This window comes from Granulicella aggregans, from assembly GCF_025685565.1.
In the GTDB taxonomy this organism is placed as follows: Bacteria; Acidobacteriota; Terriglobia; order Terriglobales; family Acidobacteriaceae; genus Edaphobacter; species Edaphobacter aggregans_B.
Genome location: NZ_JAGSYE010000006.1, coordinates 126,768 through 144,578 on the forward strand (window position 1 = coordinate 126,768; position 17,811 = coordinate 144,578).

Sequence of the window (17,811 nt, forward strand, 5' to 3'; positions counted from 1 at the left end):
GCTTTCAGGGCTGGCGCAGATCGAAGATGCGGGTCTGGCCGCTTGGCGCGGAGATCTCCATCTCCGAAGGCTGGCAGAAGACCCCGCGCATGACAGGTGAGTGGCTGCCCGCCTGCGCCGGTTCCTTGGCCTGATAGCAGCCATTGGCCCCCATATGGCCCCCGTCCCCATTCTTCTCTTCGAAGGCGATGTAGTAGTCGACCCCATAGATCTTCAACACATCTTCCAACGGGTCTTGACGCCTGATGTGGGCAAGATACGCGCCATCCATCATCAGGCCCTCGGTCTGCAGGATGGGCTGGCTGCTCAGGTATCCGGCCATGCCGGCACGGTCGCCCATGGCGTAGCGACCGGGATGCGCGGCCGTAAACTCGCTGATTCTGGTAGCGGCGTTCGCCGTATCCATCATGAATCCGCCCACGGAGTAGGGCTTCGAGACCAGCAGAAAGACCGCGGCGGCGAAGAGTATGAGCTCCGCCGTCTGCCACCAGCGCTGCTCGGAGTATCGCAGACAAGCAGTTCCCGCCATCGCGAGGACGACCACGAGAGAGATCCGGATGCTGTACGAGTACCACGGCCAGAGTTGCCAGTCACTGAGCCACAGATTCAGCGACCAATGCACAAACGGAAACGACAACCCAGCGAGATAGACCACCCGCTGCGCAGGAGCCAGCCTGCCCCAGAAAGCCGGAAACAGCACCAGCCCCAAGGCCGCGAAGAAGAACATCTGCGTCATGTCGGGGGTAAGCGACAGCTTCAACGCATGCCAGGCGAAGGAGTGGCCCGTCTCCAACTGCTTCGCTGCACCGGAGATCGGCATCAGCCGGTGAAACACCACCTTGTTGAGTACAACGTAGGCGACCAGGAGCGGCATCAGGCCAGCCAGAAAAGCGGCGACCTTGGCGATAGTCAGTCCTGCGCGGTATCGCGGAACGATCAGCGCGAAGCCACCGCAAAGCCCCACAAGCAGAATCGCATCAAGTCGCGCGAGCACCAGGAGCGACGCTAGAAGCCCGATGCCGGCCCATTGGCGTGTCGAGACGGTCTCCGGCGAGCGGTCAAGGAGGACGAAAAAGAGGATCGCGAGCGGCAGAGCCAGCGTGACTTCCATCTGCTCGCAAAGCGTAATTCTGCATCGCGTCAGGATGATCAAAGCAAGGGCGTTCTCCAGCCAGACGCGGCGCAACACACGAGCGAACAGCGCCCGGGCCGCCAGAAAGATGGCGGTCGCACTCAGCGTATCGAGGACTGCGAGCCACCAAAAGACCCCTCGGAGCGACTTCGCCAGGAGCGAAATGCCCCACAACAGCAAAAGATAGAGAGGATGGTATCCATTCGTCGGAGTGACGCCATCGAAGGTCGAACCGAGTCCGCGTGCCAGGTTTCGGGCGACCACCAGGTAGTAGTAAAAGTCGTCCTGCGCGTAGCCGAGCAGGTTCCCCTGCACCCGCAGGGGGGTGGAGAACAGGATCGCCGAAGCGGTGAAGACCATCACCGCCATGGCCACATTCACCGTTCGCCTCATCTTAGGAGTCGTGAACGTAGGCATCCCTGTTTCGTCTCCGCCTTAGGTAATGCACCTGTGATGCTGGCCCAACGGGAAACGGAGGCTGGACATCCCGCTTTGAATCCAAAAAGGAGGCTATGGGCGACAGTTTGCCCGTCGCATGTGCAGTCTCAGACGAGACTCTAGCCAACCTCCCTTTCGCCGCGCATGAAAAACCCCGCTCAAATCGCAGATTTACTGTGAAACAATGAGAGAAATATGTCCGCAACGCTTACCCCGCCCGCGCCCTCCGTATCCGCTCCCCGCAACATCCGCCGCACCGTCCTTCCAAACGGCCTGCTCGTTCTGACCGAATCCATCGAGCATGTGCGCAGCATCTCGATGGGGGTGTGGATCAACTCGGGAGCGCGTGACGAGACCGTCGCCCAGAACGGCATCTCCCACTTCGTCGAACACATGGTCTTCAAAGGAACGACCTCGCGCTCCGCCCAGCAGCTCGCCCGCGAAGTCGATACCATCGGCGGCAATCTCGATGCCTTCACCGGCAAGGAGACCGTCGGCTTCACCATCAAGGCGCTCGATGAACACTTAAACCCAGCTCTCGATGTTCTCTCAGATCTTGTTCTTCACCCAACATTTACACCCGAAGACATTACGCGTGAGCAGGGCGTCATCCTGGAAGAGATCAAGATGGACGAGGACAATCCCGACTACCTGGTCCACGAGACCTTTACCCAGAACTTCTGGAAGAACGACGCTTTGGGACGACCGATTTTAGGTACGGTCAAGACCGTGTCCAGCTTCGACCAGCAGACCGTCTTCGACTTCTACGCGAGCCGCTTCATCCCCAGCAACATGGTCTTCTCCGCGGCCGGACATCTTGACCACGACTCCTTTGTCGAACAGGTAGCCCAGCAGTTCAGCTCCCTGGCTGCCAGCACCGACACCCCCTTCATCCGCCACGATGCCCCGCCCGCAACCCCGCACATTACGCTGAAGCGGAAGAAGTCGCTTGAGCAGGTGCAGTTCTGCCTGGGCGTGCCAGCACCTAGAGTATCGGATGAGCAACGCTATGGTATCTATCTGCTGAATACAATGTTAGGCGGCGGCATGAGCAGCCGCCTCTTCCAAACTGTCCGCGAGGACCACGGCCTCGCCTACTCCATCTACTCGGAGATGAATCCCTTCCGCGATACTGGCTCACTCTGTGTCTACGCCGGAACCTCGATCGACAAGACCGACCGACTGCTCCGGCTCACTCTCGACGAACTCCGCCGTCTTAAGGAAGTCACAGTCAGCGAGGCAGAGTTGAAGCGCGCCAAAGATCAGCTCAAGAGCAACATCGTCCTTGGCCTGGAAAGTTCAGGCAGCCGCATGGCGAACCTCGCCCGGCAGCAGATGTACTTTGGCCGTTTTTTCGGCGTCGACGAGATCACCGAAGAGATTGAGGCGGTCACTCCCGCCGATGTCCAGGCCATCGCCCAGAACCTCTTTGTTCCAGAAAAGATGGCGCTGACACTTCTAGGTAACCTTGGGACGCTGAAGATAGAGCGCAAAGACCTCGCCTGCTGATAAAGTTTGAAACGAAGTCCGCGTTCCAAAGCGCGGCAAAGAAACCCGACGAGGAACCATGAACATCGCAGAGATTCGAAAGACATCGCGCTCTACATCGCGTTCCCTGGAAGCCGGATTCACCCTCATCGAGCTCCTCATCGTTATGTCGGTCATGCTGATCCTGATGACGCTCGGCATCCCGCAGCTGCTGAAGCTGCGCAAGTCGGCGAACGAGACCTCGGCGATCCAGTCTCTACGCACGATTGAGAATGCTGAACTACAGTACAACTCCGCGTATCCGGCCAACGGATTTGCCTGCACGCTGCCCGCGCTCGGCGGCGATCCCAAGTCCGGCGCGCCGTCGGCTCAGGGCGCACAGTTGATCGAGAACGCCTTGGCGACCGGCCAGAAGGCGGGATACACCTTCACCATCACCTGCGGCGGCAAGGTCACCGTCAACAACCAGGACCAGTTCAGCTCCTTTGAGGTGACCGCTGTCCCGACCTCAGTGGGTAAGACCGGCGATCGCGGCTTCTGCGCCGACGAGAATAACCTGATCCGCTTCGACCCAGCCGGCGCGACGAACTGCACCCAGCCCATTCAGTAATGGCGTTGATTCGATCTCTGCTCTGCGTTGTCCTCATCGGAGTTCCTTTGGGAACTCCGTTTCTGCCTGCACAGGCTCCCGACCCCATCCTTCGCAAGGTAGACGATCACTACAACCACCTCTCCAGCTTGCGCGCCAGCTACACGGAGCATTACGCCGGGATGGGCATGGACCGAACAGAGTCGGGGACGTTGCTGCTGAAGAAGCCGGGGCGGATGCGATGGAGTTACAACACTCCCGTCGGTAAGGTCTTCATTCTGGATGGCAAGTTTGGCTGGTTCTACACGCCCGGCGACAACCAGGCGACGCGCATCGCGGCCAAGAAACTCGATGACCTGCGGTCTCCACTGCGTTTCCTTCTTGGTCACACCCAGCTTGAAAAGGAGTTGCAGAACACCTCTGTGACTCCGAGCGGCGGTGGGTACAAGATTGCCGGAACGCCTAAGGGGATGGCGCAGCGGGTAAAAACCTTGTCGCTGACGGTCACCGCGTCCGGGGCGATCCAGAACATGAAGATCGAGGAGATCGACGGTGCCGTCACCGAGTTTGCCTTTACGGCGATGCAAGAGAACCTGCCCGTCCTCGACTCCGACTTCACCTTCGTGCCGCCTGTCGGAGTCGCAGTCGTGGACGGCATCGCGCCCATTTAGCTGCTAGACCAGCACTTTTCCTGCTTCGCCGATGTCCACCTTGCCGCCCGTCACAGCCGCCGCAAGATACTTGGCCCCGCGCACGATCCGGCTCGACGACGCCTCCCAATAGTCGGCCTCCGTCACGTCCACGCGAAGCACTCGGATGCTGGGATCGTCCTCACCGTCTGGGAACCATGCCTTGTACATCGGATTCCAAATCTCGTGGATCTTGGCCTTGTCCCTGCTGGTAGAGGCAAACCCTTTGACGGTCACGTACTTCGAAGCGCCGCTGTCGGCATAGATCAGGGAAACGTGGCTGTCATCGGCGATCTCTTGCAGTTTGCCAGATCCCGCCTGCGTCAAGAACCACACCGTTCCGTCGAAGTGCTCGAACCTCTGCGTGGCCATCGGCCGGCTGTCGAAGCTTCCGTCGGGCGCAGCCGTTGTCAGCATCGCCATCCGGATGTCCTTGATCAGATCCCCGATCTTCTGTAGTCCTTCGTCCCCGTAAAGTTCCTTAAATTCGCTCATGGAAGATCCTCCAGCCACTACGATGCGCTTCATCGCGGGAATGTCTCTCCACCGTCCTTTCACAGAGGAGCGTAAAATTTACGTATTCAGCAGAAAGCAGCGTGTAACGACACGCGGAAGAGAAGATCAATTTTGAGCACCGCCATCAATCGGCCCCCGGTTTCAAACCTGTCCACGGAAGAGTTTCATGCAGCCGTACTCGAACTGAACCCTGCCATCGCCGTCTTCGACTGCGACGGCACCCTATGGTCCGGCGATGCCGGTTCCACCTTCATGCACTGGACGGTTGAGACGGGCCTCCTTTCACGAGAGGCGACGGACTGGCTTGACTCCCGCTATCGCGGCTACCGCCATGGCGAGGTCTCCGAGGCCGCGATCTGCGGCGAGATGGTGCAGGTCTACCAGGGTCTCGCCGAGTTAGAGATGCGCAAATCGGCAGCCCGGTTTTTCGCCGAGAAGATCGAGCGCAATATCTTCCCCGAGATGCTTGCCCTGGTCACGGAACTGCAACAACGAGGCACCGATATTTGGGCGGTAAGTTCCACAAATGACTGGGTCATCGAAGAGGGCGTGAAGCGTTTCGGCATACCCGCAAACCGTGTGCTTTCGGCTCGTGTCGCGATTGAAAACGGCCTAGTAACCGACCGCTTGAGCGACGTGCCGACAGACGAAGGAAAGGTTCGTGCGCTCCAGGCCGCCGGCGTCCCAACTCCCGATGCGGTCTTCGGCAACTCGGTCCATGATGCCGCCATGCTGGCCATCGCTCGCCGAGCTTTCCCGGTCAACCCGACGGCGGCCTTGCTGGAGCGCAGTGCGGCAGAAGGCTGGCCGGTGTATCTCCCTGCATCAATGCGTGGTGTTTAGAGGTCTCAGCCCTTAGTGTCTACTTTGGGGCCGAGACCCCATTCGGGCAGCCGATAAGTCCAATCTTTCCTTCACAGCGTCTAAACTCTAGACAGTTGTGAAAGAGCCGATACGCAAACTCGACCGCAGTGCTGATTCGGGAGCACCGAAGCCCATGCGCCTGGTCGTAGCCGGGCTGATCCTTCGTCACGCCGACTCCTCTGAGTCTGGTGCCGGAGCGACGGAAGTCCTTATCTGTCAACGCAAACCGGACCAGCCCATGAGCCTGAAGTGGGAGTTTCCCGGCGGCAAGATCGAACCTGGTGAGACCGCCGAAGAGGCGCTCGCCCGCGAGCTTGACGAGGAGTTGGGCATCAGCGCCACCATCGGCCGCCGCATCGCGCAGATTCGACACAAGTATCGCAACGGCGGAGCGATTGACCTGCAATTCTTCGTGGTCGACCAGTTTGGCGGCGCATTGGAGAACCGCATCTTCAACGATATGCGCTGGTCCCCGCTCAGCGCCCTGCCGGAGTACGACTTCCTCGCCGCAGACCTCGGCCTGATCCGCGATCTCTCCGAAGGCCGCCTTCTTTAAGTAAACTGGAGCTCTAAGGCGCATCCCGCCCGAGAAAGCGATTCCAGAACGAATGTCGATTGAAGTAGTCCGTCCCGCCCGTACCCTGCAAGGCTCTCTCACCGTTCCCGGCGACAAGTCCATCTCCCACCGCTACGCGATGCTCGCGGGTCTGGCCGAGGGCATGACGCGCCTCTCGAACTTCTCGACCGGTGCGGACCCGGCCAGTTCCCTTGCCTGCATGGAGGCGCTGGGCGCGACGGTGAAGACCGCCGGAGAAGGCCCGGCTCGCGTCATCGAGGTGACGGGAACGGCGGGCAAGTTCATCCAGCCGACGGTTGCGCTGGACTGCGGTAACTCCGGCTCGACGATGCGCATGCTGTCGGGGTTGATCGCGCCGCACCCGCATACATTTACCTTGATCGGCGACCATTCCCTCACCCTTCGCCCCATGGAGCGCATTCGCAAGCCGCTTTCGCAGATGGGCGTCAAGATGGAGCTCGTCGATGGGCACGCGCCAATCACGATCCACGGTGGACCCCTCCGGGCGATCGACTTTGACACGCCAATTCCGTCTGCCCAGGTGAAGACGGCAGTTCTCTTTGCAGGTTTGCAGGCCACCGGCACGACAAGTCTGTCCGAGTCTGTCCGCACCCGCGACCACTCCGAGCACGCGCTCCGCGCCTTCGGTGCAACGCTGAACCGGGTCGGTGACAAACTGTCGATTCCCGGCGGCCAAGGCCTCAAAGCCATCGACGCGACTGTTCCCGGCGACCTCTCATCCGCTGCCTTCTTTCTCTGTGCCGCGCTGCTCTTCCCGGACTCGAACCTCGTCCTCGACTCGCTCGGCATGAATCCTACCCGGACGGCTCTGCTGGATGTTCTGGCCACGCTCGGAGCGAAGTTCAAGGTGCTGACCGTCGAAGAGCACCACGGCGAGATGATTGGAACCATCCAGGTGAACGTCGCCCCCGGCGGCCTGAAGGGAGCGGACATTACGGGTGCACTCTCCGCCATGATCATCGACGAGCTGCCCGTTCTGGCCGCGATCGCCCCGTACACCAGGGACGGAATCCGCATCCGCGACGCCAAGGAGCTGCGGGTCAAGGAGTCCGACCGCATCGCGCTCGTTGCGAAGAATCTTGCCGCCATGGGAGCCAAGTTCACGGAGTTCGAAGACGGCCTCGACATCCCGGGCGGCCAGACGCTGCACGGCGCGCAGATCGACTCCGGCACCGACCACCGCATCGCGATGGCGTTTTCGATCGCCGCGCTAAGGGCCGAAGGCGAGACCGAGATCCACGGAGCCGAAGCTGCCGCGATATCCTTCCCGGAGTTCTTCACCAACCTGCGCGAGCTCTGTACGGCCTAGTTATTCGGGCGAGAGCGTCGGCAGGTGATCGATGTGCGATAGCGAGCGCTCGACGCGCTCTGCGCGCTGAGCCCAGCTTGCGGGATACTTCGCGATCAGCTCGCCGAGCGCCCGGATGACGTCCTTCGCTTCAATCTCATCGAGTTGATAGCCCTTGGGAGCCTTATCGCGGTCCTCGCCTCGCAGTATACGGACATGCGGGAGCCCCAAAGGCATCCACTCAATCGCCTTCTGCCACGAAGGCGCGAGCACCACCATGGGTACGCCTACCGCGCGGGCAACATGCATCGTGCCGGTGTCGAGCGAGACGACGTAGTCGCTCATCGCAAGCAGCGCCGCAAGCTGCGTCACGGAGGTCCGTCCCGCCAGGGAGACGCCGATCTCATCGGCAGCCAGCCGTATCTCTTCGATCGGCTTAGCGTCGGCTGCCGTCCCAACATAGACAACCGCGCAACCTAGCTCGTGGCGTGCGTGATGGACTATCTGGACAAAACGATCGCGATGCCATCCCGTTCTCTGGCCACCGCTGGTCTGGTTCACCATCACCAGCAGAGGACGGCCCTGGGGATTGGCCTCGCGGACAAGCTTCTCCGCATAGGCAACGTCTGGAGAGGAGAATGGGACGCGCGGCTCGCGGGTCGGGCCGTCGAGTTTCAGTAATCCCGTCAGACGGAGGTTGTTCTCAATTAAGCTCACCTCGCGGTCGACAGTCAGGGGCTGGTGATACAGCGCGGGCGTCTGGGTGAAGCCAGCCCGCCAACCGCCAGTCGCCAGCAACGCCATCAGACCAATCCGTGTCCGCTGGTCGGAAGCTCCGGTCAGGATGCAATCGGGCTGAATGCGCAGCTTCGTCAATTCCGACGAAAGCGCTTTGGCTGCTGGCCGGAGTTCGTGCAACGGATCAGGCGTCTCGATCAAGTGGTCGATGGCGGCATTGTGTCGCAGCACATCGAGACCAACCCCGCGTGTGGCGACGGCGATGACCGCGTGCGGCTTCTCTGCTCGAATAGCGTCGAAGAGCGGCGTGAGATGAACGCAACATCCCAGCGGAAGCATGTACTCGAGGATCAGTATGGATTGCGCTTCTTCGACGGGGGTGCGAAAGTTTCCCGACCTGACGATGCGCTCCACCGCCATCACCGGCGCCAGCGCCGCGCCTGCTATCACTTGCTTGAGAGACATCGCCCGCTACACCCCGTACAGTAGTTCCGGCTACATCTTGTAGCGGCCCATCTCGTCGTCGTTCAGATTTTCAAGCCACTTCCGCAGCTCGTCCGGATTGATGTTCTGCGTGCCGTTCGCCGCCACGCGAGAGCTGGCGAGGACGTCGCGATTGACGTAGATGGGGCAGTCCCAGCGTAGCGCAAGTGCGATGGCATCGGAAGGCCGCGCATCGATGGCCACGATCTCACCCTGCTGCTCCATCCAGATGACCGCGTAGAAGGTGTCGTCGCGCAGCTCCGAGACGACGACCTTCGTTACCCTGGCATTCAGGCCACGAGTCATGTCGCGCAACAGATCGTGGGTCATCGGCCTCGGTGTCGCCGTTTTCTCCAATTCGATCGCGATGGCGTTCGCCTCGAAGATGCCGACCCAGATCGGAAGCACCATCTCGCTTTCGACATCCTTGAGGATGACGATGGGCATGTTGGTGATGGGGTCCATCATCAGGCCACGAATCTGCACTTCGATCTCCATCGGCACCTCAAGCGCCGACTTCGTCGCAACAGATTTGGCCTCGTGCTTCATCAGGCGGCCTCGCCGACGAGGCTGTTGGGGAAGGTCTGCGTGATGCGGACGTTCACATAGCTTCCGGGTGCGGGAAGGATCGGCTGTGTCGTGGTGAAGTTGACGGTCTTGTTCTGCGAGCTGCGTCCGATGACCTGTCCGCGTTGACGATTGTGGCCTTCGACCATGACCTCCATCGTCTGGCCGAGGTGACGGTTGTAGCTGATGCGCTGCAGGTCGCGCTGAATGTCGTTGAGCCGCTTCAGGCGGTCGACCTTGAGCTCTTCGGAGATGGAGTCCGCCATGGTAATCGCCGGCGTGTTGGGCCGGGGCGAATACTTGAAGGCATAGATCGCGTCGTATCCGACCTCGCCGAGCAGTGTCGCCGTCTGTTCAAAGTCCTCCTCGGTCTCGCCGGGGAAGCCGACGATGATGTCGGAGGTAATGCTGATCTCGCGCTTCGCCGCCTTGATCCAGGCGATGCGTTCGAGGTACCAGTCGCGGGTGTACTCGCGGGCCATGGCCTTCAGTACGTCGGTCGAGCCGCTCTGCACGGGAAGGTGGACGTGGTCGCAGAGCGTAGGTACGGCGTCGAGCACCTCGACGATGTCCTTCGTGAAGTGGCGCGGGTGCGAGGTGGTGAAGCGCACGCGGCGGATGCCCGGAACGGTTCCAACGGCCTCAAGGAGTTCGGCGAAGGACTTCTTGCCGGAGGGGTCAGCGTAGGAGTTCACGTTCTGGCCGAGGAGCTGAATCTCGGTGTAACCGGAGTCCGCGATACGACGGGCCTCGGCGAGGACGGAGTCCGCTGTGCGCGACCGCTCCTTGCCGCGGGTGTAAGGGACGACGCAGTAGGCACAGAACTTATCGCAGCCTTCGATGATGGTGATATAGCCGCGGTGCGGGTTGGTGCGCGAGGTGAACTCGGTCTCGAAGGTCTCGTTGGTCTGGCGGTCATCGAGGCCGGTGATGCGCGTTTCGCCAGCTTCGAGACGGGCGAGCATGTCGGGAAGGTTGCGATACGAGGCCGAACCGGAGACGATCGAGACGTAAGGGGCCTTCTCGAAGATCTTCTCGCCCTCCTGCTGGGCGACGCAGCCGATGACGGCAAACTTCTTGCCTTCGCCCTGCATGCGCTTGTATTCGTTCAGGCGATGGAAGACCTTTTGTTCGGCTTTGTCGCGGATGGAACAGGTGTTGTAGAGGATCAGGCCGGCGTCGGCTTCGTCCTGAACCTGGGCGTAGCCCTCGTGCTCCAGGGTGCCGATGACTTTTTCGGAGTCATGGGCGTTCATCTGGCAGCCGAAGGTTTCGATGTAGAAGGTTTTACTCACCCAGTTAGTATATCGCCGCGTAATCTGCATCGTTTTCAGCTAGTACAAAGCGGTTCTTGCCTTTTCTCTTGGCTTCGTAGAGTGCAGCGTCAGCTTTCGCCATTAACTCGGTCTCGCTAACCCCATCTACCGGAAAGACCGCGATGCCTGCGCTCAAGCTCGGAATCATGCTGCCCCCTTCGAGGCAAAGCGGCCGCCTTACGGAATCGAAGAGGCGGCGAACCGTAAGCATCACGTCTTCACTCTTCTTTGCCTCATTGACTAATAGAACGAACTCGTCGCCTCCGAGACGGGTCACCGTGTCTCCATCGCGAATCCCACTTTTCATCCTCGCCGCCATCTCTTGCAGAAATTTGTCGCCGCCTTGGTGTCCATACGTGTCGTTGATCGCTTTGAAGCCATCAAAATCGATCGCTACAACTCCGAAGCTTCCGCCCTTGCGATGAACTTCGGCTAGGGCATGCCGGATGCTCTCCGAAAGCAGCACCCGGTTCGGCAATCCGGTCAGAAAGTCGTGAGTTGCCAACACCTCTGCCTGGCGTTTCGCCTCTTTCAACTCAAGTTCAAGACTCTTCATCCGGCTGACATCTGTAACTTGCACACTGAACCCGAGAACAACTCCATCCCGGATGTCTGGAATGTACGAGGCAAGGCTATTTCGAATGCTCCCGTCTGGGAGCATGATCGCACGCTCGAAAACCTGAATCTCGCCCGCAAGGGCCGCAAGAGCATGATTGTGGTTCATGTCGAACAGAGGTTCCCCCAGGACCTCTTCCATCGTCAGCCCGACGAGTTCGTCGCGCGTTCTTCCGAACCATACGCCGTAAGCCGCATTCGCGAACCGGCATCGCAGGTCCCGATCCCAATAGCCCAGCAAGGCGTCGACATTGTCGACGACCTTCATCGCGATCTCAACTTCATCGCGCCGCATCGATTTCTTCGGCTTCCGCCTCACAGTGGCCACAAACCCTCGAGAAGAGTCATCTCCTAAATCAAAGATGGACTTTGAGCCTAGATCCAGATCTACGCAGCAAGGGTCTCGGATTACAGCGATATTAGATACAGTCCGGAAAATCCGCAATACCTCAAAAAGGCCGGCAGTTTAGCCTGCCGAGCGATCTTTTCGGAATCATGGGCTTTCATCTGAGTGCCGAGGGTTCGGCGTAGAAGGCCTTGTGACTTTATTCGACCCCTGAATCTCCAGGCTTTGGGTAGGATTCGGCTTAGAACCGGTGAATGTAAAGCATCTGCAGAGCCGGGCCGCTCGCCGTATTGTGCGCCTCCACCTTCAGGTAGAGGTTCACGTTCAGTGTGTCCGTCCGGCTGAAGTCGAAGCCGCCGCCCGGCCCAAGATAGAACTGCGACTCGCGCGCCTTGCTCACGGTCACGCCGTTGGTCCGGTCTGGGCTGAGTTGGTAGACACCGTAGCTGTTCGCGCCCATGTAGAGCTTTCGCGTCACTCTGTAGGAGGTGGTGAAGTTGCCATACACCAGTTGTCCTGCCTGCCCGTTGACATAGACGAGATGAGGAATCAGCGGAGGGTTGGCAAGCTTGGTCGTTGGCAGGTTGTACTGGTAGTGCAGCCGAGTGCTCATCTCCAGCTTGCGCCACGGCATGTAGGTCGCCGCAAGATACGGCACCACGGCCCAGTATCCCGACCCGGGGTTGACGCTCTTCTTGGCGTCGAACTTGCCGTTCGGAATCTGAACCAGGAACTGCGTCCGCCAGGCGAGAAACGGCCCGGAGTGCGTCTCTACCGAGCCGGGCTTCAGGGGCCGCGAGGCTGCGCCGTGCAGGAAGTACTTCGACTGATAGGTTGGACCGGCAATAATGTCGCCAAAGCCGGGCTCATCCGCTGGGAGCCGCTTCGGGCTATTCGCCGCGAACCCGGTTCGCAGGCCCACCAGCGGGACAAGAACCGAGAAGCCGGCAGTGCCGCCGAATGGCCGCCACTTCGAGGCGACGATGAACTGGGTCAACGAGGGAAAGCTGTCGATCCTTGGCTGGACGAAGTTCACACTCTCCACGCCATCGCGGTCACTGATCTCGTCGCTATGTTGCCAGCGGAAGTATTCGAGCACAGTGAGCCCGGGCCTCACGCGACCGAAGCCATCGTAGAAGCTCGTGCTTCCAAGGTTGATGGACGGCGGTGGCTTGACGATGTCAGGAAGAGCGGCCTGGGCATGGGACGCAATGGATCCGGCTGCAAGAAAAGTCCCAAAGACTACAAGCAGAAGGCGAAGCCGACGCTGAAAAAACTTCATAGAGCTCCTAAGCCGTGGCTCTCTCACGGACGAAACAGACCACCCGGTTTCGTCCGGATCGCTTCGCTTCGTAGAGTGCGTCATCGGCGCTCGCGATCAGGTCTTCGGCGGTGAATTGCAGCCCGGCCGCCCCGCGTAACGCAGCTACCCCGATGCTGATGGTCACCACCGCCCCGTGCGCCCCAGGAAACGCCGCCGACTCGATGGAATCGCGAAGTCGCTCCCCGGCAGCCATCGCCTCCTGCTCATCGGCGTCCGGCAGGATGGCGACAAACTCCTCGCCGCCATAACGCGCTACGGTGTCTACGCCAGCGCGAACACCTTGCTGAAGCAGTTGCGCCACCCGCTCCAGACAGAAGTCTCCGTGCTGGTGTCCGGTCGTGTCATTCAATTCCTTGAAGTGGTCGATATCGATCATGAGCACGCTGATCCAGCGCTGGTTTTCGACGGCGACCTTACTCAGCCGCACCAGCGCCGAATCCAGATACCGCCGGTTGAATATCCCGGTAAGGCCGTCCAGGCTCGAAAGCCGTTCCAGATGCGCGTTCATTCGCAGAATGTCTTCTGTCCGAAGCCGGTTGGTCTCGCCCAGCAGGAACTCGCGTCTACCAGCACGTTCCCGGTTGTACCGCTCGTAGAGCGCGGGCAGACTGAAGACGACGACGAAGACTATCTCGTCCACCGCGATCGGCGGACCGAAGTGTCCTGCCCACCGCACACGGCACAGAGCAAGAAATACGGTGAGCGCAACCACGAGACCTCGGACGCAGTATCGGAACGGAGCCTGCATCAACAGCGTCTGTGCAAAGATCCCCACCCCGGCCGCGATCACGTACTTGTCTGTGAGTGCCGAGCCCGAAAGCCTGCCCAGGAGGATGACCAGCGCCGTCTCCGCAATCAAAGGAGCGAAGGCTGCCACTCCGTGTATCCAGGCAGGCATCGGCCGAAGTAGAAGGTATACCGCCAGCAGGGTGAGCGGCAGAACGATGCCCAGCCTCAACTCCATGGAGATCCGGAACACTTGCGAGCCGACTCGCAGGTTCGCATAAAGAAACAACAGCTTGGCCGCCATATAGACGACCAGATACTTTGCGATTGCCTTGTTGCGTGCTGGCCCTCGAGCAGCCTGATAGGCGGCCTCCAGACGCGGAATGAACTCCAGGCGGTAGCGCCTGTGGGACAGCGCTTCCTCTACTTCCGACAACATCCTGGCTGATGCCGCTTCTGGCAACTGGTACCCCTCTTTGTCCCTTGTGCGACAGACATGAGTACCGTATCGACCTTGCGACGCAGGACATTACCCATCTGTGTAGTGCCATCGGCATAACAGCGGATACGTATCAGTCCGCGATGGTGATCGCGTCTACAACCTTGGTCAATTGTGTTTCGTTTGGTAGCGCCACCGGGGCTCGAACCCGGACTCTCAGCCTTGAAAGGGCCGCGTGTTAACCAGTTACACCATGGCGCCAAATTGCTTCGGCATTGCTTGGAACTCGCATCTTCAAATCTAGAGGGGGATCAGGATTTGGTAGCGTCACCGGGGCTCGAACCCGGACTCTCCGCCTTGAGAGGGCGGCGTGTTAACCAGTTACACCATGACGCCAAACAGAAGAAACATCTCTTCGCCGCGATAGCCTAAGTGTATCAGAAAATGTCTGCTTAGGGCGGAGAGCGAAAGACAGAAGCAAGTACGAAATAAGGAGGCCTCTCCGCTGCGCATCGCGATGAAACTGCGATGCTTCGGTCGAGATGACGTATCTTGGTTCGGCCTATTACAGGCCGAGTTTCTTGACCTCGTCGTTGTAGTACTTACGGTAGAGGATGTCCCACTCCTGCGAGCCTTCGACGATGATCTTGCGCTGCGAGGAAATTTTCATCCGAGCGGCTGCGTCGATCTTGGTCTCTTCCATCAGCAGCTTTTCGAGGGCCTTGCGGGCCTCCTGCCGGATGGTGTTGCGATCTTCGAGAAAGTCGCACTCGGGGATCTCGGCGAGCGAGTCGGCGACCGTGTGGGCAAGCTTGTTCAGTTTGTCGCGAGAGATTCTCATAGCACCGCCTTGTACTTGCGGGCCAGCTCGTTCTTGACCTTCTTGAACATCTCCGGGTAGCTTGCGCCGGTCTTGCGCATGTCATCCTGGAAGGCTTCAAGGATGACGCGGACCTCTTCGTTGATGCGGTCTTCGAGGGAGAGTTCCTCGACCATGGCCATCGTCACGCGCTCGTTCAAAACGGCAGGCTTGGTGGTCGCAATCATCTTCGCTTCAACGAGATGCTTGACCGTCTGCCGTGCCAGGTAACCTACATAATCTTTAGAAAAAATCATCGCTTTTTCTCAGGATACACGATGCGTTAAAGGACCTGCGCGGAGAGCTGGGTTCTGGCCCCTGATTTCCTCCTGCTGGCGCAGAAGCTCCTTAGAGGATGGGCCAATTCCATAGGCGCTCCAGCACTCTTTCTGCGACAATAGTTGCTTGATGCAGACCGATAACCTGATCTCAGTTAAAGACGACATGATTGCCTTCATCGCCGGACACGGCATGAGGCGGCTGAATGGCTATGTGACCGAAGAGGTGCCGACCGTCCTCTTTGAAGAAGACGACGCGGACGCCTGGAAGGTCTTTGTGGAGCACGCGAAGGCGGCGAACTCTCCTTTCGTGACGATGAGCGAGGTTGTGCTCGAGAAGACCGACATCGCCATCCTGCTCGAGCAGTTGCGCGACCAGAGCTATCCGGATGACGATGGCCAGGAGTTCGAGGACGCACAGGCACTGGTGAAGCACGTCGGCAAGACGGGCTACCTTCAACTCGGCTTCGCCCACCAGGGCGTGATGTTTCTCTTCGAGACTTCGACGCCGTGGTACGAGCGCTTTCAGGAGCTGCTCGAAGCGGTGACGGATCTTGGAGGCATCGTCGTCGACGACGGTGAAGGCGACGACTAAGCAGCGATGAACGATGAAGCTGGCGCCCTGAGTACGGAAGGGCCTGAAACGGCCACTTTGAGTTCCGCGCAGCGAGCGGTCCGTTGGATCGCTCGCGATATCGATGAAGCCGCGGCGCAAGCTTTGGCGCAGGAGTTCTGCTGTCCGCTTCCGATCGCGAAGTTTCTTGTATCACGCGGAGTTTCAGCCGTCTCTTCAGCGCACAGGTTCTTTCATCCCAGCATCGAAGAGCTTCACGATCCTCGGTTACTGCTGGGAATGGCAACAGCCGTTGCGCGGATTCAGCGGGCGGTGGCGGATGGCGAGATCATCCTCATCTACGGCGACTACGACGTGGACGGCACGACAGCCACGGTCCTTCTGAAGACAGCCATCGAGCGCATTGCGCCCACAGATCGCCCGGCGCAGGTGCGATATCACGTCCCCCATCGCATCCGCGAAGGCTATGGCATGCAGGCCAAGGTCCTTGGGGATGCCTCGATCGCAGGCGTGTCGCTGGTGATCAGCGTGGACACTGGCATCCGGGCCTTTGCGGCAGCGGAGGAAGCGAAGGCTCTCGGCCTCGACCTGATCGTGACCGACCACCATCTTCCGGACGACGTAGCTGGGATTCCTGAAGCTCTCGCCGTCATCAACCCCGCGCAGGCCGATTGCCCCTACCCTTTCAAGTCGCTCTGCGGAGCGGCAGTTGCTTTCAAGTTGGCCTACGCTCTGATGTCGGCTGTAGCGCATACCGCGACCGAGCGCGAACGCTTGGAAAACAAGATTCTTCCATCGTTCCTCAAGCTGGTTGCGATTGCCACGATTGCTGACTCAGTCCCGCTGGTCGGTGAGAACCGCGTGATCGCCGCGCTTGGGCTTCGCGAGCTTCGCAACCCGGTCCAGCCAGGCTTGCGGGCTTTGATGCAGGTCGCACAGATCCCGCTTGATCGTCCTCCCACTGCGACTGAAGTTGGCTTCCGGCTGGCCCCTCGGATCAACGCGGCCGGACGCATGGACGTCGCAAGCGACGTGGTAGAACTCTTCCTTACACGCGATCCGGAGCTTGCCCAGGAGCTTGCAGAGAAGCTGGACCGGCTGAACAGCGAACGGCGCGCAACGGAGGCCAAGGCGCTTGAGAGCATCGAGGCGCAGCTTGCCGTCATGAAGGCTGTGACGGGCGAGTTCCCCGCCGACTGCATCATCCTAGACGATGCCGAGTGGCATCGGGGCGTGCTGGGAATTCTTGCATCGCGGGTAGTCGATCGGACCGGGCGGCCTGCCCTCGTGATGACTCACGATGACGGACAGGCTCACGGGTCAGGACGATCGATCGAGGGCTTCCATCTGCTCGATGCGCTGACAGCAGCCCATGAGCCCGGCGACGGCGTCGAGCCAGTGTTCACGCGATTCGGCGGTCATGCGCACGCAGTAGGGTTCTCTCTACCCTCAGACCGGCTTGCCGATCTAAGAGAGCGCATGGCGGCCATCGCAGGAGTCCACTTCGCGGCAGAGGCTCTGGTCGAATCGCTGCACTTCGATGTTGAGCTGGATTTTTCTGAAGTAACCGATGAGTTTGAAGCCTGGCTTTCGCGCTGCGCTCCGTTCGGCAATGGCAATCCTGAGCCGCTCTTTGTGAGCCGCGGCGTGGCTCTCGCGAGCGCACCCCGAATCATCAAGGACCGGCATATCTGCCTGCAGATCGAACGAAGTGGCGGAGGCTCTATGAGCGCTATGGGTTGGAGCCGGAATATCGATTGGCCTGAGAGATGCCGGCTTCTCGAACTCAATCGAGGCTCACGGCTCGATGTCGCTTATTATGTCCGGCGAAATACAAACGGGCGATTTGCCGGTCTGGAACTGGAGTTGGTAGATCTCAGCATCGCAGCTGGATCGAGGGAGTAACCCAGCCCGACTTCGCAACATACTGTAACGAAAAAACTT

18 protein-coding genes and 2 tRNA genes are annotated in these 17,811 nt (G+C 59.9%); 8 read left to right on the forward strand and 12 right to left on the reverse strand.

What is annotated here, in order from left to right:
- Positions 1–4: 4 nt before the first annotated feature.
- Positions 5–1,549 carry a glycosyltransferase family protein gene (locus tag OHL18_RS21935; RefSeq protein WP_263377022.1) on the reverse strand — a complete coding sequence of 515 codons (1,545 nt, stop codon included), beginning with the start codon at positions 1,547–1,549 and terminating at the stop codon, positions 5–7.
- A 216-nt stretch (positions 1,550–1,765) separates the two neighbouring features.
- Between OHL18_RS21935 and OHL18_RS21940 the strand changes: the two genes are divergently transcribed.
- The 3 genes from OHL18_RS21940 to lolA are packed head-to-tail and all read left to right on the forward strand — an operon-like array spanning position 1,766 to position 4,318.
- Entirely contained in the window at positions 1,766–3,079 is a 1,314-nt protein-coding gene (locus OHL18_RS21940; protein ID WP_263377023.1) for a M16 family metallopeptidase, read from the forward strand.
- Positions 3,080–3,137: 58 nt separating this feature from the next.
- Positions 3,138–3,668: a prepilin-type N-terminal cleavage/methylation domain-containing protein gene (locus OHL18_RS21945; protein ID WP_263377024.1), complete on the forward strand. Its 531-nt coding sequence runs from the start codon at positions 3,138–3,140 to the stop codon at positions 3,666–3,668.
- The gene (gene lolA, locus OHL18_RS21950; RefSeq protein ID WP_396275083.1) at positions 3,668–4,318 is read left to right on the forward strand and encodes an outer membrane lipoprotein chaperone LolA; all 651 of its coding nucleotides are present in this window, start codon (positions 3,668–3,670) and stop codon (positions 4,316–4,318) included. The genes OHL18_RS21945 and lolA overlap by 1 nt, the downstream gene beginning before the upstream one ends.
- A gap of 3 nt (positions 4,319–4,321) precedes the next feature.
- Here the strand turns inward: lolA and OHL18_RS21955 are convergent, their stop codons facing one another.
- Complete coding sequence (locus tag OHL18_RS21955; RefSeq protein ID WP_263377025.1) at positions 4,322–4,831, reverse strand: pyridoxamine 5'-phosphate oxidase family protein; 510 nt, start codon at positions 4,829–4,831, stop codon at positions 4,322–4,324.
- A gap of 132 nt (positions 4,832–4,963) precedes the next feature.
- Between OHL18_RS21955 and OHL18_RS21960 the strand changes: the two genes are divergently transcribed.
- The 3 genes from OHL18_RS21960 (at position 4,964) to aroA (ending at position 7,623) form a co-directional block, all read left to right on the forward strand.
- On the forward strand, positions 4,964–5,695 hold the full coding sequence (locus OHL18_RS21960; protein WP_263377026.1) for an HAD family hydrolase: 732 nt from the start codon (positions 4,964–4,966) through the stop codon (positions 5,693–5,695).
- Between the two features lie 154 nt (positions 5,696–5,849).
- Entirely contained in the window at positions 5,850–6,272 is a 423-nt protein-coding gene (locus tag OHL18_RS21965) for a (deoxy)nucleoside triphosphate pyrophosphohydrolase (RefSeq protein ID WP_317890524.1), read from the forward strand.
- A gap of 52 nt (positions 6,273–6,324) precedes the next feature.
- Positions 6,325–7,623, forward strand: a complete 1,299-nt coding sequence (gene aroA / locus OHL18_RS21970; RefSeq protein ID WP_263377028.1) for a 3-phosphoshikimate 1-carboxyvinyltransferase — start codon at positions 6,325–6,327, stop codon at positions 7,621–7,623.
- Here the strand turns inward: aroA and OHL18_RS21975 are convergent, their stop codons facing one another.
- The 10 genes from OHL18_RS21975 to OHL18_RS22020 form a co-directional block, all read right to left on the reverse strand.
- Complete coding sequence (locus tag OHL18_RS21975) at positions 7,624–8,805, reverse strand: glycosyltransferase family 9 protein (protein ID WP_263377029.1); 1,182 nt, start codon at positions 8,803–8,805, stop codon at positions 7,624–7,626.
- A gap of 30 nt (positions 8,806–8,835) precedes the next feature.
- Positions 8,836–9,372: a bifunctional nuclease family protein gene (locus OHL18_RS21980; protein WP_263377030.1), complete on the reverse strand. Its 537-nt coding sequence runs from the start codon at positions 9,370–9,372 to the stop codon at positions 8,836–8,838.
- Positions 9,372–10,685 (reverse strand): tRNA (N6-isopentenyl adenosine(37)-C2)-methylthiotransferase MiaB, encoded by a 1,314-nt coding sequence (gene miaB / locus OHL18_RS21985; protein WP_396275087.1) that lies wholly within the window; start codon positions 10,683–10,685, stop codon positions 9,372–9,374. Before miaB ends, OHL18_RS21980 begins: the two co-directional genes overlap by 1 nt.
- Before the next feature lie 4 nt (positions 10,686–10,689).
- Positions 10,690–11,616 carry a GGDEF domain-containing protein gene (locus tag OHL18_RS21990; protein ID WP_263377032.1) on the reverse strand — a complete coding sequence of 309 codons (927 nt, stop codon included), beginning with the start codon at positions 11,614–11,616 and terminating at the stop codon, positions 10,690–10,692.
- A gap of 292 nt (positions 11,617–11,908) precedes the next feature.
- Entirely contained in the window at positions 11,909–12,949 is a 1,041-nt protein-coding gene (locus tag OHL18_RS21995; RefSeq protein WP_263377033.1) for a SphA family protein, read from the reverse strand.
- Between the two features lie 7 nt (positions 12,950–12,956).
- Positions 12,957–14,156: a GGDEF domain-containing protein gene (locus tag OHL18_RS22000; RefSeq protein WP_263377034.1), complete on the reverse strand. Its 1,200-nt coding sequence runs from the start codon at positions 14,154–14,156 to the stop codon at positions 12,957–12,959.
- Between the two features lie 184 nt (positions 14,157–14,340).
- Positions 14,341–14,417: transfer RNA gene (locus OHL18_RS22005), tRNA-Glu, on the reverse strand.
- Positions 14,418–14,475: 58 nt separating this feature from the next.
- Positions 14,476–14,552, reverse strand: a tRNA-Glu gene (locus OHL18_RS22010).
- A gap of 169 nt (positions 14,553–14,721) precedes the next feature.
- Positions 14,722–14,997 carry a DUF507 family protein gene (locus OHL18_RS22015; protein WP_184221679.1) on the reverse strand — a complete coding sequence of 92 codons (276 nt, stop codon included), beginning with the start codon at positions 14,995–14,997 and terminating at the stop codon, positions 14,722–14,724.
- Positions 14,994–15,272, reverse strand: coding sequence for a DUF507 family protein (locus OHL18_RS22020; RefSeq protein ID WP_263377035.1), 279 nt, complete (start codon positions 15,270–15,272; stop codon positions 14,994–14,996). The genes OHL18_RS22015 and OHL18_RS22020 overlap by 4 nt, the downstream gene beginning before the upstream one ends.
- 151 nt (positions 15,273–15,423) lie before the next feature.
- On the opposite strand from OHL18_RS22020, the gene OHL18_RS22025 reads away from it, so the two are divergent.
- Together OHL18_RS22025 and recJ are read left to right on the forward strand one after the other, a co-directional pair.
- Positions 15,424–15,888 carry a hypothetical protein gene (locus tag OHL18_RS22025; RefSeq protein ID WP_263377036.1) on the forward strand — a complete coding sequence of 155 codons (465 nt, stop codon included), beginning with the start codon at positions 15,424–15,426 and terminating at the stop codon, positions 15,886–15,888.
- Positions 15,889–15,894: 6 nt separating this feature from the next.
- Positions 15,895–17,772 (forward strand): single-stranded-DNA-specific exonuclease RecJ, encoded by a 1,878-nt coding sequence (gene recJ / locus OHL18_RS22030; RefSeq protein ID WP_263377037.1) that lies wholly within the window; start codon positions 15,895–15,897, stop codon positions 17,770–17,772.
- Positions 17,773–17,811 lie beyond the last annotated feature (39 nt).

Coding starts and splice junctions, on each gene's coding strand:
- OHL18_RS21935 (WP_263377022.1), bottom strand. CDS start 1,549: ATGCCTACGTTCACGACTCCTAAGATGAGGCGAACGGTGAATGTGGCC.
- OHL18_RS21940 (WP_263377023.1), top strand. CDS start 1,766: ATGTCCGCAACGCTTACCCCGCCCGCGCCCTCCGTATCCGCTCCCCGC.
- OHL18_RS21945 (WP_263377024.1), top strand. CDS start 3,138: ATGAACATCGCAGAGATTCGAAAGACATCGCGCTCTACATCGCGTTCC.
- lolA (WP_396275083.1), top strand. CDS start 3,668: ATGGCGTTGATTCGATCTCTGCTCTGCGTTGTCCTCATCGGAGTTCCT.
- OHL18_RS21955 (WP_263377025.1), bottom strand. CDS start 4,831: ATGAGCGAATTTAAGGAACTTTACGGGGACGAAGGACTACAGAAGATC.
- OHL18_RS21965 (WP_317890524.1), top strand. CDS start 5,850: ATGCGCCTGGTCGTAGCCGGGCTGATCCTTCGTCACGCCGACTCCTCT.
- aroA (WP_263377028.1), top strand. CDS start 6,325: ATGTCGATTGAAGTAGTCCGTCCCGCCCGTACCCTGCAAGGCTCTCTC.
- OHL18_RS21975 (WP_263377029.1), bottom strand. CDS start 8,805: ATGTCTCTCAAGCAAGTGATAGCAGGCGCGGCGCTGGCGCCGGTGATG.
- OHL18_RS21980 (WP_263377030.1), bottom strand. CDS start 9,372: ATGAAGCACGAGGCCAAATCTGTTGCGACGAAGTCGGCGCTTGAGGTG.
- OHL18_RS21990 (WP_263377032.1), bottom strand. CDS start 11,616: ATGCGGCGCGATGAAGTTGAGATCGCGATGAAGGTCGTCGACAATGTC.
- OHL18_RS21995 (WP_263377033.1), bottom strand. CDS start 12,949: ATGAAGTTTTTTCAGCGTCGGCTTCGCCTTCTGCTTGTAGTCTTTGGG.
- OHL18_RS22000 (WP_263377034.1), bottom strand. CDS start 14,156: ATGTTGTCGGAAGTAGAGGAAGCGCTGTCCCACAGGCGCTACCGCCTG.
- OHL18_RS22015 (WP_184221679.1), bottom strand. CDS start 14,997: ATGAGAATCTCTCGCGACAAACTGAACAAGCTTGCCCACACGGTCGCC.
- OHL18_RS22020 (WP_263377035.1), bottom strand. CDS start 15,272: ATGATTTTTTCTAAAGATTATGTAGGTTACCTGGCACGGCAGACGGTC.
- OHL18_RS22025 (WP_263377036.1), top strand. CDS start 15,424: ATGCAGACCGATAACCTGATCTCAGTTAAAGACGACATGATTGCCTTC.
- recJ (WP_263377037.1), top strand. CDS start 15,895: ATGAACGATGAAGCTGGCGCCCTGAGTACGGAAGGGCCTGAAACGGCC.